This window comes from Caballeronia ptereochthonis, from assembly GCF_001545075.1.
GTDB classification, from domain to species: Bacteria; Pseudomonadota; Gammaproteobacteria; order Burkholderiales; family Burkholderiaceae; genus Caballeronia; species Caballeronia ptereochthonis.
Genome location: NZ_FCOB02000020.1, coordinates 116,693 through 130,439, shown reverse-complemented (window position 1 = coordinate 130,439; position 13,747 = coordinate 116,693). Strand labels below are relative to the sequence as shown.

Below are 13,747 nucleotides of genomic sequence, written 5' to 3'. Positions count from 1 at the left end.
GCCGCGTGCAAATGATCGAGTGGTGACTTCCGTGTCGCCATTCACTTTACCTTTGCCAGGAGACCAGCCATGACTACTCTGATGATCATCGATCTGCCCCGCGTCGACACACTCCATCGCGACGCGACGTCCGCCATGCGCGGCGGCATCTTGCAAGTGACCAAACCGGGCAGCGAGAACACCATTCCCGGGATGCCGCCGTCCATGCCGATGTCGTGGCCCGGCGCCGCGCTCTTGAAGGACCTTCACATCCCGGTGCCGTTGCCGACGTCGCCGGAACGCCCGGCGCAGGACCCCCGCCTCCTTTGAGCGCGAGTCGAGTTGGGTGAGGCGCGTCTGCTTCATTCGATGGAGCTACCATCGCAGCGGGCGACCCTCGTGGTCGCCGCGCGGCGCGAATCGCCCGGGAAATATTTGCCCGAGCGGCCATACCACTATGCGCCGTGCGATTGAACCACGATCAGGCGGCCCCTGTCGACGATGGTCAAGGCGGCATATGAATCGGCGCCCGATTCAGCGTTCGTAATAGATCGCAAGCCAGACGGTTTGTTCTTCGGCAAGCGTCGACGCGACGCGATGCCGGCAATGCGGCTCGATCAGCACGTAGTCGCCCGGGCGCATGTCGTGCAGCGTCGAGTCCTCTTCGAACTCGAGCACGGCCGCGCCCGACAGCAGCACAACCCATTCGGCGCGCGAGTCGTCGTACCAGAACCCTTCGGGACTCGCGTGTCCCATCGACACGATCCGCTCCACGTTCAGGCGCTGCCCCGTGATGAGCATGTCGATCCGCTCTTCGCCGCCGCGCTTCGCTTCGAAGCTGAAAAGGTTACCCGTTTGAAGGAGCATGGCTCGACCTCACGTCAACTTTCACTTCACAGGCGCAAGACCGTCGAGCAGCGTCGGGAGCAGCTCGCTGATCGTCGGATGGATGTGCACTGCAAACGGGCTACGCACACGGGAAAGCGAGCGAACGTAAGCCGATCGGCACCCCTCCGACAGGACATCCTAGCACGCAATAACGCCGGTACCACTCTCCGGTATCGCGCAGGAACTGGCTCAAACGAGCCATTGCAGTGACTGCGCTTTCAATCAACAGCCCGCTCGTCTCGATGGGGAAAAGGCTCCGTCCAGTCACATTCAGGCGCGCTTGCGTTGCAATTGGATTGGCCTAACGCATATCTGCGCTACGATACGATCTTTCCGCCAAAGCGACACGTGGCTTCACGTCCATTTCGTTTTGCCTTCATTTTTTGATCACGTCGCGTTAATTCGGTTTTCCCACTCCATTCCGTCCGACCGACCTCATGCTCAGCCCTCTCGCTCTATTCGGGATCTTGATCGTATCTTGCCTGATGAGCGTGGCAATCCTGGGCTCGTTGCGTCGAACCGCAGTGCCAGGCATAGACCGCTGGTGCGCGGCCTACGCGCTACTGGCCGCGGTGTCGTTGTACATGTTGCTCGTCGGCGATCCGCTCAATCCCATTGCGACTGTTGGAGCTTCGCTCGTCACATTCGTGGCCGTGGCGCTGCTCGTACAGGGCACGCGTCAGTTCTTCGGCATGCGCCCCGTGCGGCGCGTCGAGTCGGCGGCATTCGTCATCGTCCTCGTTGCACTGGTGTATGTTACCTGCGTGTCGCCGAACATTGAAGCGAGAGTCGTTCTCGTATCCGCCGTCATGGCCTATGGACGGATCGCTGTGGGTACGCTGGCGCTGCGACACGCGCCGCGTGACGGTGCGCTGTACGGATATCGATTCGTCGCCGCCGCTGCTTATCTCGGCGCACTGGTCCACGTCGCGCGCGCTGTCGCGGTCGGTCTGGGCGTCGCGTCGCCGGTCACGTATCTGCAACCTTTGCCGTGGAGCGTTCTGTTTCTCGGCCTCGCGATCGTTACATTGCCGTGCATGTCGATAGGCATGGCAATGCTGGCTCACGATCAGCTCGTCCGCAGGATGGAAACGCTCGCGACTATCGACGAGCTGACGGGCGTACTCATGCGGCGCGCGTTCATGACAAAGGCAAACGCCTTGCATTCCCGGGCGCTCGCAACAGGCGCGCCGTTATCTATCGCGATTCTCGACATCGACAACTTCAAAGCCATCAACGACGGCTTTGGTCACGCCGTTGGCGATCGCACGCTGACTCACTTCGCGTCGGTTGTGTCCGGCCAGTTGCGGCCGAGCGATCTGTTCGGGCGCCTCGGTGGCGAAGAGTTCGGAATCGTGTTCGTCGACACAGGAAAGTCCGACGCAGAGACGTTGACAAACGGGCTGAGACTCGCTGTTGAGCGATCACCCGGCGCCGGGGTGCGCTGCACGCTAAGCGCGGGCGTCGCCCTCATCGCGCCGGGCGATACGCTGGAGGGCGTCATGGCGCGGGCGGACGCGGCGCTCTATATGGCGAAGGCAATGGGACGCAACCGTGTCATGACATCCCCGGACGTCGATGTGCGGGAGATCGAGGCGCCGACCTGAGCGGAAAGCCGGACAACGCCGCGACGGCCCCTGTCACGGCGGCAAAGACGTATTGGAAATGGAAAATACGCTCTCGCCGAAATGCACGAAGTCCCGCTTCATTTCAATATGCCATTTCAAGAAGTTGCGACTGTTCGATTCCCGCGGGAGCATCCAGTCATGCAGCTCGATGATCACCAATGGAAACCTGTTCAATTCCTCGGAGTGGCGCGAAAAGAGATCGGACTCCGCACCTTCGATGTCGATTTTCAGAATGAACGGCGTTCCGCTCGATTTCGCTATCACCTGCTCCAGCGTCATCGCCTCGACGGCGCAGGAGCGCTCGGTCGGTTGCTCCGCTGTGCGATATCCCCAGGCGCCCGCTCCTGGATCGGTCAGATGCAGCGTTCCACTGTTCGCCGCAATCGCCGCGTTCAAAGGCACGATGGAAGGGAACGAAGTCGAATTACGACTGAGTACTTCGTAGTTCGATACGTCGGGCTCGATGGCGAGGACTTTTGCCTTGGGATACGTTAGTGCAAACCAAACTGCGGCAGCGCCGATGTTGGCCCCGGCATCGACGATGATCGGATCGGGGCTCGACTGGTAGAAGTCGACGATCTCCTGCGACCGGCTGAGATGATCCGTCGCGTAGGATCGTCGAAAGAAAATGTCCCGGCACACCCGTCGGTCCTCCTGCGAAGGCCGATATATGAAGCGCCTGCCTCCGGGAAGGCGTAACCCGTGCAGACCATATCTGACGGTCCCCCAGGCGTCGGAAGTCGCATCGTCAGGGCGCAGCAATCTCAGGATGGCCGGCGGCACCATATCCTTGACGGTGTACTTGATGAAGTCACGCGTAAAGTCGTGCATCTCTGTCTCCGAATGGGTCCATCGGGAGGAGCGTCCTTGCACGAAACGCTCCTGCGATCAGAGTGAAGATCGGGTCGAGATCATTCGATTCGTAGCTGGCTCACACGTCGCATACCAGAACGGCACGCCAGATCCCGGTCCGCGTCGGATTGGCCGTCGCGGGAGCCTCGTATCGACCCCTGGTCCGATTGGGTCATCGGTTTGAAACAGAGTTCCCCGAGCGCCGGAAATCCGTGTTCCGCTGCAAGTGGCGCACCGCTCGATCCCGGGATTGCGTGAGGGTTCGCCCTCAAAAGTGGTAGTTTTTGCGCGCAAGTGCAGACATTGCACGGGCGCACAACGGCACCACGGCAATGCCCGGAAAACCACCATCCCGCGGAGCCAAAGTGCCGCTCACGCGTTGATGCCCGTCACACGCGCGAATGCCTCACGCACGTCGTCGCAGAACGTCTCGGCCACCGCGGACCTCGGCTGCGATGCATTGGTCACGATATAAAAATGATCGGGCACGGCCGGCGCGAAGGCCTTCACCGCCACGCGCTGCCGCGCATAGGCGGCGGTTACCGGATCGATCAGCGCGACGCCCGCGCCGTTCGCGACCAGCGCCACGATGGCCTGAGACAGCTGCGCCTCGACCATGAGATCGCGCGTCACGCCCGCTTCCACGAATACGCGATCGATGGCGCTACGCGCATCGAAGCTCTGCGGAAACGAGATGAAGCGCTCGCCGCGCAAATCCGCAGGACGCAACGATGCCTTGCGCGCAAGACGATGCCCACGCGGCACGATGCAGCGCATGACCGCGTTCGCCAGCCGCTCGCTCTTCACGGCCGGATGCGGGATCGGCTCCGCGATCAGTCCGACATCGCATTGGCCGGATGCTACTTTCTCCACCACCGTCGTGGCGCTGTGCGCAAGCAGATTGACGTCGATGCCCGCATGACGCTCGACGAAGCGCGCGATCACCGCCGGCAGCAGGTCGAGTGCGACAGCGGGCGATCCGGCCACGCGCAGCGAGCCGCGCCGCATCGCGCGAATCTGCTGCGCCGCCTGCGCAATGCGGTCCAGCCCGACGAACGCGCGCTCCACTTCCTCGAACAGCACGCGAGCCTCCGCGGTCGGGGCAAGCCGGCCTTGAAGCCGGTCGAACAGCACGAAGCCGACGCGGCTCTCCAGATCGGCGATGAGGCGGCTCACGGCCGGCTGCGAAATGTGCAGCGACTCGGCGGCACGCGTCACCGTATGGCGCAGCATCACCGCGCGAAAGGCCTCGATCTGGCGAATCTTGAGTTCGGACGTATCCATAACACTGGATTATAGGTGACCGATGAATCGGCATTTGACGGAGAATTTTGCCGCGCACACAGTTTCATCCGTGATTCGTAAAAACAGGCAGGAAACGCATTTCATGCATGACAGGCAATCCCATAACATGGCTCGCCGCTTCGATATCGTCGTCGCGGGCGGAGGGCTCGTCGGCATGGCGATCGCCTATGGCCTCGCGCGCGCGGGCAAGCGCGTCGCCGTATGCGACGGCGCGGACTCGGCGCATCGCGCCGCGCGTGGCAATTTCGGGCTCGTCTGGGTGCAAGGCAAGGGCGGACGCTGTCTGCCGTATGCGCAGTGGTCGCGGGAATCGTCGGAGCGCTGGAGCGCGTTCGCCGCGCAATTGCAGCGCGAGACCGGGGTCGATGCCGGCTTCGAGCGGCCGGGCGGCATTGAGCTCTGCGAGACCGTCGAGCAGCTCGAGGCCGGGCAGCAACTGCTCGAATCGATCCGCGCGCAGGATTCGTCGCTTGCCTACGACGTGCTCGATCTCAAGGCGCTGAAGGCACGCGTCCCCGCCGCATCGGACAGGCTGGCGGGCGCGCTGTATTCGCCGCACGACGGCCACGCAAGCCCGCTCTACACGCTGCGCGCAATGCAACAGGCGTTCCAGCGTCGCGGCGGCACGTATCTGCCTCGCAACGAGGTGCGCGACATCCGCCCACGCTCGGACGGCTTCGAGATCGACGCGGCAAACGGCACGCTCGACGCCGGGCGCGTGGTGCTCGCGGCCGGTCTCGACAACGCGCGGCTCGCGCCGATGGTCGGCATGCACGCGCCCGTCACGCCCCTGCGCGGCCAGATCATGGTGACCGAGCGGCTCGCGCCGTTTCTCGACTATCCGACGCTGGTCGTGCGCCAGACGCCCGAAGGTTCGGTGTTGCTCGGCGATTCGGCCGAGCCGGTCGGCTTCGACGACGGCCAGACGCGCGCCGTCATGGCCGACATCGCCCGGCGCGCGCGCACCGCATTTCCGCTGCTCGCGCATGCGCGCGTCGTGCGCGCGTGGGGTGCGCTACGCATCATGACGCCGGACGGCCTGCCGGTCTACGAGGAATCGCGTACGCATCCGGGCGCGTTCCTCGCGATCTGCCATAGCGGCGTGACGCTCGCCGCCGCGCATGCGGACGTCATCGCGCCCTGGATCGCGGGCGGCGCGCAGCCCGCGATTCTTTATCCCTTCGTTGCCACGCGATTTTCGAATTCGACCGATGCCCACGCTCTTTGAATCTCTCGCCGCCGTGCCGACGCGCGCGGTCCGCATCGACATCGACGGCGCGCACCGACATGTCCCGCCGCATTACACGGTCGCGGCCGCCCTCCTCGAAGGCGGTGCGCCCGCGTGCCGGACCACGCCCGTGAGCGGCGTTCCGCGTGGCCCGTTCTGCATGATGGGCGTGTGCTTCGACTGTCTCGTGGAAATCGACGGCGTGCCGAACATGCAGGCGTGCATGACCCGCGTGCGCGACGGCATGCGCGTACGCGTGATGGCGGGCAAGGCGAGGCTCGCATGACGCACGACGCGATGCGGTTGAAGTGCGACCTGCTGATCGTCGGTGCCGGACCGGCGGGCATGTCCGCGGCCATCGAGGCGCGTGCGGCCGGTCTCGAGGTCGTCGTCGCGGACGAAGGCGAAGCGCCCGGCGGTCAGATCTATCGCAATGCCACGCAATCGCCGCTCGCCGACGCTCACGTGCTCGGCGACGACTATCTCGCGGGACGCGCGCTGATCGGGCGTTTCGCCGCCAGCGGTGCCAAGCATCTGGCGCGTTGCGTCGTATGGCAGATCGCGTTCGAGAACCGGCAGGTCATTGCGATGCTCACGCGCAGCCTGCACGGCGAACAGGGCGGCGGCACGCTCGAGGTAGCGGCGCGCGCGGTGCTCGTCGCGACCGGCGCGCAGGAACGTCCGTGGCCCGTGCCCGGCTGGACGCTGCCGGGCGTGATGGGCATCGGCGCGGCGCAGACGCTGCTCAAATCGGCGGGACTCGCGCCGTCGAACGAGGCCGTGCTCGCGGGTTGCGGGCCGCTGCTGTGGCTGTTCGCCTCGCAATTGCTGAATTCGGGGCGCGGCGTGCGCGCCATCATCGATACGACGCCGCCCGACGCCTGGCGCGCCGCCCTGCCGCATGCGTTGCCCGCGCTCGCAGGCGCCGACTATCTGCTGAAGGGCGTGCGCATGATGCGCGCGGTGAAGCGTGCCGGCATCGCCGTTCATCGCGGCGCGAGCGCGTTCTCGATTGAAGGCGAGGGCCGCGCCGAACGCGTGCGCTTCGTCGATGGACACGGCGCGCCGCAATCAATCGACACGCCGCTCGTGTTGCTGCATCAGGGCGTGATCCCGTCCACGCAACTGCCCCGCTCGCTTGGCTGCGCGCACGAATGGGATGCGTCGTCGGCATGCTGGCGCCCTCGCACCGATGCGCGCGGCCGCAGCAGCCTCGACCACGTCTGGATCGCGGGCGACGGCGCGGGCATCGGCGGCGCGAAGGCCGCGGCGCACGCGGGCTCGCTCGCGGCGCTCGATATCGCGCGCGAGCTCGGCGTGCTCGACGCCCCCTCGCGCGATGCACGCAGCCGCCCCGCGCTTCGTGCACTGAAGCGGCACCTCGCCGTGCGCCCGCTGCTCGACGCGCTCTACACACCGCCCGCCGCGTTGCGCCGTCCCGCCGACGACGTGACGGTCTGCCGTTGCGAGGAAATCAGCGCGGGAGAGATTCGCCGGATCGCCTCGCTCGGCTGTCAGGGGCCGAATCAGATGAAGGCGTTCTCGCGCTGCGGCATGGGCCCGTGTCAGGGCCGATGGTGCGGCACGACCGTGAGCGAGTTGATCGCGCAAGTGCAGAACCGGACGGTCGGCGAAGTCGGCTACTACCGCATTCGCGCGCCGATCAAGCCCGTCACGGTCGAGGAGATCGCCGAGTCCATCGCCCTCGATAACGACTTCACGCGCGGCGAATTTCCGAGCTGATCCGAGACACTCATAGACGAACCGCGACCACCCTTACGGAGCCCACATGAAGACCCCACGCGCAAGGACGATGTTGACCGCCGCCGCACTCACCCTGATGGTAGCGGCCACGATGGCCTCGGCCAAGGAATGGAGCACGATCCGCGTCGGCGTCGATCCGACCTATCCGCCGTTCGAATCGGTCGCGACGAACGGCGCGGTACAGGGCTTCGACATCGATCTGGGCAATGCGCTGTGCGCGAAACTCAAGGCGAAGTGCGTGTGGGTGCAAAGCAGTTTCGACGGCCTCATTCCCGGACTCCAGGCGCGCAAGTTCGACGTGATTCTGTCGTCGATGGCCGCGACCGCGAAACGCCGCGAACAGATCGACTTCACCGAGCGCCTCTACCGCAACCAGACGCGCCTGATCGCGCGGGACAGCGCGCACCTGCTGCCCGAAGCGTCGAAGCTCGCGGGCAAGCGCGTCGCAGTCGAGCAAGGCACGGTGCAGGAGACCTATGTGCGCGAGAAGTGGGCGCCGTCAGGCGTGGAGGCGGTGGCCTATCCGAGCTACGACCAGGCCTACTCGGATCTGGTCGCAGGCCGCGTCGACGCCGTGCTGATGGACGCCGTGCAGGGCAAGCTCGGTTTTCTCACGACGCCGAGCGGCAAGGGCTTCGCGTTCGCGGGCGATGTCGTGTATGACGCGAAGATCATGGGCGACGGCGATGCCGCCGGCGTGCGCAAGTCGGACCCCGAGTTGCGCGATGCGCTGAACGGCGCCATCGCGGACATTCTGCGCGATGGTACATACCGCAGGATCGAAGCGAAGTACTTCGACTTCGACATGTACGGGAAGTAACGGCGACGTTCGTGCACGGGTGACGAAGAGACACCTTCATCATCCCGTGCGCCGTGCGCGACACCGCGTGATGCTCGCCGCATCGCTCAGGTCTCAATCATTTGCGCACCTGAAGCTGGCGGCACTGTTCATATCCCCGCTTCCATACCGCGGCCACATCGGATACCGGCAAAGCGGCCGCGTGCGCCCAAGCGTCGCGCTGTTCAGATCGCTCATCGTCAGGGTTTCGGGCGCGGTGCCCGATTCGACCCATTGATCGAGCGCCGACAGCGAATCGATCGCCGGATGGAATGGCCCGGTGCCGTGACCCACGCCAGGCATCAGATAGAAGCGCACGAAGCCATCCACCGTGCCTTGCCCGAAACGCGCGACGAGTCCGTTGTAATAGTCCGTGCTCGAATCCGTGCTGACGATTTCATCGGCGAGGCCGTGCGTCATGATGATCTTGCCGCCTTTCGCCTGGAACGCGCCGAGGTCGGTGTTGGTCGCATCGCTCAATGCGGACACGGCCTGCACGCGCGCTCGATAGGCGCCCGGATCGAGCGGATCGAAGGTGAGCGAGTCGAACGTCGGAATGCGCGTGACGAAGTACTTCACCCATTGATCGCCGGTGACCCACTGATTGGCGTCGTGCTTGCCCGCGGGATTCGACGGCGTTTTCGAGGTACCGAAATCGCGCGTCGTATAGGGCCCCGCGAATACCGCGCCGCCGAGGATGTTGTAGCCCGCATAGCGCGTGACGCCGTTTGCAAGCGGGTAAGGCAGCGTCATCGGCGCGGCAATCGTGTTGACGGTCGCGATCTGCGCATCCGAGAGACAGGTATCGCCGGCATCCGCGCCGCCCGCGCAGCGCACCGATGCCAGCACCTGAGGCGCCCGCGCCTTGCACGCGGCGACGTTCGAAACGATGCCGTCGGCCAGGCCGTCGAGCGTATCGCATGCCTTCATCACGGCGTTCTGCAGCAGCACGGTCTTCGCGACATCGAGCCAGCCCGCGCCATTGTTCAGATACAGCGCGCGGCCGAGCACCACGTTGCTCAATCGCAAGCCGGTGTAGTTCAGCGCGGGCCGGTTGACCACGATGCCGTCGTAATCGTTCGGCCAGCGCTGGATTTCGGTGAGGCCGTCGCGGCCGCCGGTCGAGCTGCCGAAGAAGTAGGTCTTCGAAGGCGCGCTTGCGTAGCGCGTCTGGATGAGCGTCATCGCGACGTCGTGCGTCTTCTTCAGGCTCAGGCCGCCGTAGTTGGCGAGCGCTTCGTCGTTGGCGGCGAAGGAGCCGTCCGTGATGCTCGAACTCTGGTGGCCCGAGTCGTCACCGAATGTGACGTAGCCGGACGCAAGCGGCGTCGGCGCGCCGGTGGGCGCCATGTCGAGCGGATCGACGCCGGTGATCAGCGTGCCGTCGAAGCCGCCGCCTCCGTAGTGCAGCGCCTTGTGATTCCAGTTCGTCGGCAGGTTCACCTGGAAGTTGATGGCGGGCGCCGTGGGATCGACCGGCGCGATGGTGCCGTTGGTCTGGCAATATTCACCGCTCGTCTCGACGAGCGTCGCGCTCGCGACCTTCGCGCCGTTCGTAGGCGCGCCGATCGATGAGGCGGGAATCGAAAGGCCCGCGAGCGCCGAGCATTGCGCCGCGGCGCTCGGCGGGGGCGTGGAAGGCGAGCCGCCGTCGTCGTGGCCGCCGCCACATCCGCTGATGGTCACACATGCGGCGCATAGCGCGCCGAGGGCGAGCGCCGCCCCCGACTTTCTGCTGGTCATATCCGTCTCCTTGCCTCTTTGTAGTGCGTCGAACTTCCCTGGTTGGCACGGCCGCCCTGGCGTGCTGTCGATTCCGGCAGTCGTGGATCACTTCGGGCAAGCGCCTGCCCGGTCGCTATTCGCTTGCGCCGCCAGCGTCGATCGCGGCGGATCGCACGAGCCGCGTGCCGTCTCCGAACAACGCGCGCACGCCCTGCTCCGATACGAACATCGCCTCGCCGCTATGTCCCGCGCCGGGCACTTCATCGAGCCGATGCCGCAAGCGCGGATGTCGCGCCAGCAGATACGCGTAATACGCCCGCCCGCGCGCGAGCCGATGCGGTCCCTGCGCGTTCGCCGCGCACGAGCGATCGAGCGCCGGGTGCGCCGGATCGCAATCGAGCTCGCCAAGCAGATAGATCACCTCGCTCTGCACATAACGGCTTTCCATGACGCTTGCGGACCGGCCGCACGCATAGCGCGGCAGGCGATCGAGGCCGTACTTCCAGTCGTTCGCTTCGTCGCATGGCGCACCGGGACGCGATGCGTCGAAATACACATACGACGACGGATTCGCGATGACATAGCGCAGCTTCACGTTATCCGCCGAAGCAGCCTTGCCGGCGATCGCATAACGATGCGCCACTTGCGCCCCGCCCGAATGCCCTGCGATCACGATCTCGCGCAGCATCGGCAGGCGTGCGCGATCACGCGCATAGGCTGCGACGAGCGCATCGAGCACGTCGAACGAGCTGAGCGCGCACGGGCCGCGCGCATCGAGCCCGCCCATCCATGCAGTCCACTCCCAATGCAGCAGGTCGTCTTCGAGCGCGTGATGCTCGACGTCGGCGGTGGCAACAAACTGCGGTACGACGAGCAAGGTCCCGCGCGGATCGATCGAGGACGCCGCGAGCGCGTGTTCCGCCGTGCGCAGATAGGCATCGGCGTCGCGCAGCCGGCCGTGCAGCATGATCACGACACGTTCGACCTTCGCGCCATCCGACGCGCCGCCGGTGAACAACGGCACCGTGCCGGCGCCGCGCTCCGTCGCCACCCTGAAGCGCGCAGCGCCGACCACCCGCACCGGCGCTTCGTTGCGCGGGCGCGTTTCGTGTGCCTGCATCGTCATGAGCGCACGCCGTCCTTCGGCCACGCGCCGGGTTCGCGAAACAGACGCCGCCCCGACGCACTCGCGCCGACGAGCAACAAGGACACGACGCCCGCGCAGATCAGATACCACGCCGGCACCATGCGCGATCCGCTCGCGTTGATGAGCGTGGAGACGGTCAGCGGCGCAAGCCCGCCGAACAGCGTCACGGCGATGTTGTAGGAGAGCGCGACGCCCATCGAGCGCGTGGCGGTCGGAAAGAGCTGCGTGAGCATGCCGGGATGCGCGCCGGACATCAGGCTGAGCACGACGGTCGCGATCATCTGCGCGGCGAACACGCGCTCCGGTGTGGGCGCGGCCAGCACCCACGAGAACAGCGGCCACGCGGCGCAGACCCACACCATGGTGATCGGAAAAAACAGTCGATAGGCGCCGAAGCGATCGGCGAGCTTGCCCGCCAGCGGATAGCCGACGATGCTGATGAGCCCCGACATCGCCGTGCCGAATAGCGCATTCCTCAGCGGCAGATGCAATTGCCGTTCGACATACAGCGGCATGTACGAATGCCATAGATAATTGGTTGCCGTACCGACGATGATGACGCCCATCGCGCAGAGCGCCGCATCGCCGCGTTCGCGAAAGAACGCACGCAAGGATTGACGCGGCGCGTTTCCGAGCCGTTCGCGCAGTTGCGCGAATTCCGGCGATTCGGCGACCTTGTGCCGGATGTAGAAGCCGACCGGGCCCACGAGCGCGCCGAGCAGGAAAGGCACGCGCCAGCCCCACGACATGAGCGCCTCGTGCGAAAGATGCGTCGTGAGCAGATAGCCGCACGACGACGACAGCAACAACGCCACGGCTTGCGAGGTCATCTGGAAGCTGCCGAAGAACATCTTGCGGCCGGGAGGCGCGTATTCGGTAAGCATGGCGGCGGCGGTGGCGAATTCGCCGCCCACGGACAGGCCTTGCAGCACGCGCGCGAGCAATACGAGCAGCGGCGCGGCGATGCCGATCGTCGCGTAGCCCGGCGTCAGGCCCATGAGCAGCGTGCTGACGGCCATCAGCAGAATCAGCGCGGACAGGGTCCTGCGCCGCCCATGCCGATCCGCCCACGCGCCGATCGCGATGCCGCCGAGCGGCCGCACGACGAAGCCGATCGCGAAGGTGGCCAGCGTCAGCGTGATCGACAGAAACCCGTTGCCCACCGGAAAAAACACGTGCGCGATGGTCTTCGCGAAGTAACCGTAAATCAGAAAATCAAACCATTCGAGCCCATTGCCGATGACCGACGCGAGCACCGCGCGCCGGACCTGCGAGTTCGTCAGCGGGCGCCCGGCGCTCACGGGCGTACCGGTGTCGAGCACGGATTGCATACGTCTCCCTGGATTTTTATCGTGTGGTTCCAGCTTATGAAGCGCCACGCCAAATGTAAAATACATATCGGATAGTACTGCCATATCCAATGCATATACATCGAGGCGATGAACCATGGAACTGCGTCACCTGCGGTACTTTCTCGCCGTCGCCGAAGAGCGGCAATTCACGCGCGCGGCGGCGCGGCTGCACATGCAGCAGCCGCCGCTCTCGCAGCAGATTCAGGAACTGGAGCAGGAACTGGGCTTCGCGCTTTTCTTGCGCCAGCCGCGCGGGGTGGAACTGACCGCGCCCGGCGAGGCGTTCGCCGAACATGCGCGCGGCGCGTTGCGCATGCTGGAGCAAGGCGTCACGCACGCGCGCCGGGTTGCGCAGGGTCGGGTGGGGCGCGTGCGTATCGCGCTGACGAGTTCCGCCGCGTTTCATCCGCTCGCGCCGGCCGCCATCCGCAACTTCCGCGAGCGCTATCCCGACATTGCGATCGAACTGAGCGAGATCAACGCGGCCGAGATCATCGAGATGATGTTGCAGGGACGCGTGGACGTCGCCATTCTGCGCAAGCCGATCGGGACGCCCGCCGAGCTGCGCTTCGAGTTGCTGGCGCAGGAGCGCATGCTGCTCGTGTTGCCGCTCGGGCACGCGTTGGTCGGCAAGCGCGCGATCTCGATGGATGCGCTCGTCGACGAGCCGTTCATCTTCGTGCGACGGCCGGGCGCACCGGGCATGTATGCCGATTTCATTCGCGCATGCGAGGCGCGCGGATATACGCCGCGTGTGGTCGATGAGGTGCCGCGCATGGTGACGGCCATCAATCTCGTCGCGGCGGGCGGCGGCATCACGCTCGTGCCGGCTTCCATGCAGCGTTATCAGCAGGAGAGCGTGCGCTATTGCCGGATCGTCGGGGATGAGGCGTTTCGCGCGCCGCTGCATCTGGTGACGCGATCGACAACGGAAAGCCCGGCGGCGGCGCGGTTCAGGACTACCGTGCTGACATTTCGCAATGGCAAAGGCGTGGAGCGCCGGTAGCGGGTCCGGCCGGGCGACCGTGCGGCGCGCCCAGA

At 65.5% G+C, this 13,747-nt stretch carries 13 protein-coding genes; 7 read left to right on the top strand and 6 right to left on the bottom strand.

Features of this window, described 5'->3' with window-relative positions:
• Positions 1-69: 69 nt before the first annotated feature.
• A complete protein-coding gene (locus AWB83_RS21535; RefSeq protein ID WP_087047640.1) occupies positions 70-309 on the top strand; it encodes a hypothetical protein in 240 nt (79 codons plus the stop codon).
• A gap of 204 nt (positions 310-513) precedes the next feature.
• Here AWB83_RS21535 and AWB83_RS21530 read toward each other — a convergent pair whose 3' ends face one another.
• Entirely contained in the window at positions 514-846 is a 333-nt protein-coding gene (locus AWB83_RS21530) for a cupin domain-containing protein (RefSeq protein ID WP_087047639.1), read from the bottom strand.
• Between the two features lie 506 nt (positions 847-1,352).
• On the opposite strand from AWB83_RS21530, the gene AWB83_RS21525 reads away from it, so the two are divergent.
• Positions 1,353-2,474: a GGDEF domain-containing protein gene (locus tag AWB83_RS21525; RefSeq protein ID WP_341866729.1), complete on the top strand. Its 1,122-nt coding sequence runs from the start codon at positions 1,353-1,355 to the stop codon at positions 2,472-2,474.
• Positions 2,475-2,507: 33 nt separating this feature from the next.
• Here AWB83_RS21525 and AWB83_RS21520 read toward each other — a convergent pair whose 3' ends face one another.
• Positions 2,508-3,326 carry an FkbM family methyltransferase gene (locus AWB83_RS21520; RefSeq protein ID WP_087047637.1) on the bottom strand — a complete coding sequence of 273 codons (819 nt, stop codon included), beginning with the start codon at positions 3,324-3,326 and terminating at the stop codon, positions 2,508-2,510.
• A gap of 393 nt (positions 3,327-3,719) precedes the next feature.
• Positions 3,720-4,631, bottom strand: coding sequence for a LysR substrate-binding domain-containing protein (locus AWB83_RS21515; protein ID WP_087047636.1), 912 nt, complete (start codon positions 4,629-4,631; stop codon positions 3,720-3,722).
• A gap of 103 nt (positions 4,632-4,734) precedes the next feature.
• Between AWB83_RS21515 and AWB83_RS21510 the strand changes: the two genes are divergently transcribed.
• Genes AWB83_RS21510 through AWB83_RS21495 form a run of 4 tightly spaced genes read left to right on the top strand, consistent with a single transcriptional unit; the run spans position 4,735 to position 8,464 of the window.
• On the top strand, positions 4,735-5,880 hold the full coding sequence (locus AWB83_RS21510) for an NAD(P)/FAD-dependent oxidoreductase (RefSeq protein WP_087047680.1): 1,146 nt from the start codon (positions 4,735-4,737) through the stop codon (positions 5,878-5,880).
• Positions 5,864-6,166 carry a (2Fe-2S)-binding protein gene (locus AWB83_RS21505; protein WP_087047635.1) on the top strand — a complete coding sequence of 101 codons (303 nt, stop codon included), beginning with the start codon at positions 5,864-5,866 and terminating at the stop codon, positions 6,164-6,166. Before AWB83_RS21510 ends, AWB83_RS21505 begins: the two co-directional genes overlap by 17 nt.
• Positions 6,163-7,623, top strand: coding sequence for an NAD(P)/FAD-dependent oxidoreductase (locus AWB83_RS21500; protein ID WP_087047634.1), 1,461 nt, complete (start codon positions 6,163-6,165; stop codon positions 7,621-7,623). Before AWB83_RS21505 ends, AWB83_RS21500 begins: the two co-directional genes overlap by 4 nt.
• A gap of 46 nt (positions 7,624-7,669) precedes the next feature.
• On the top strand, positions 7,670-8,464 hold the full coding sequence (locus AWB83_RS21495) for an ABC transporter substrate-binding protein (RefSeq protein WP_087047633.1): 795 nt from the start codon (positions 7,670-7,672) through the stop codon (positions 8,462-8,464).
• Positions 8,465-8,557: 93 nt separating this feature from the next.
• Here AWB83_RS21495 and AWB83_RS21490 read toward each other — a convergent pair whose 3' ends face one another.
• From AWB83_RS21490 to AWB83_RS21480, 3 genes are all read right to left on the bottom strand, one after another.
• Positions 8,558-10,225, bottom strand: coding sequence for a tannase/feruloyl esterase family alpha/beta hydrolase (locus tag AWB83_RS21490; RefSeq protein WP_087047632.1), 1,668 nt, complete (start codon positions 10,223-10,225; stop codon positions 8,558-8,560).
• 115 nt (positions 10,226-10,340) lie between these two features.
• On the bottom strand, positions 10,341-11,333 hold the full coding sequence (locus AWB83_RS21485; RefSeq protein WP_087047679.1) for a hypothetical protein: 993 nt from the start codon (positions 11,331-11,333) through the stop codon (positions 10,341-10,343).
• On the bottom strand, positions 11,330-12,685 hold the full coding sequence (locus AWB83_RS21480) for an MFS transporter (protein ID WP_087047631.1): 1,356 nt from the start codon (positions 12,683-12,685) through the stop codon (positions 11,330-11,332). The genes AWB83_RS21485 and AWB83_RS21480 overlap by 4 nt, the downstream gene beginning before the upstream one ends.
• Positions 12,686-12,800: 115 nt before the next feature.
• On the opposite strand from AWB83_RS21480, the gene AWB83_RS21475 reads away from it, so the two are divergent.
• A complete protein-coding gene (locus tag AWB83_RS21475) occupies positions 12,801-13,712 on the top strand; it encodes a LysR family transcriptional regulator (protein WP_087047630.1) in 912 nt (303 codons plus the stop codon).
• Positions 13,713-13,747: the final 35 nt, after the last annotated feature.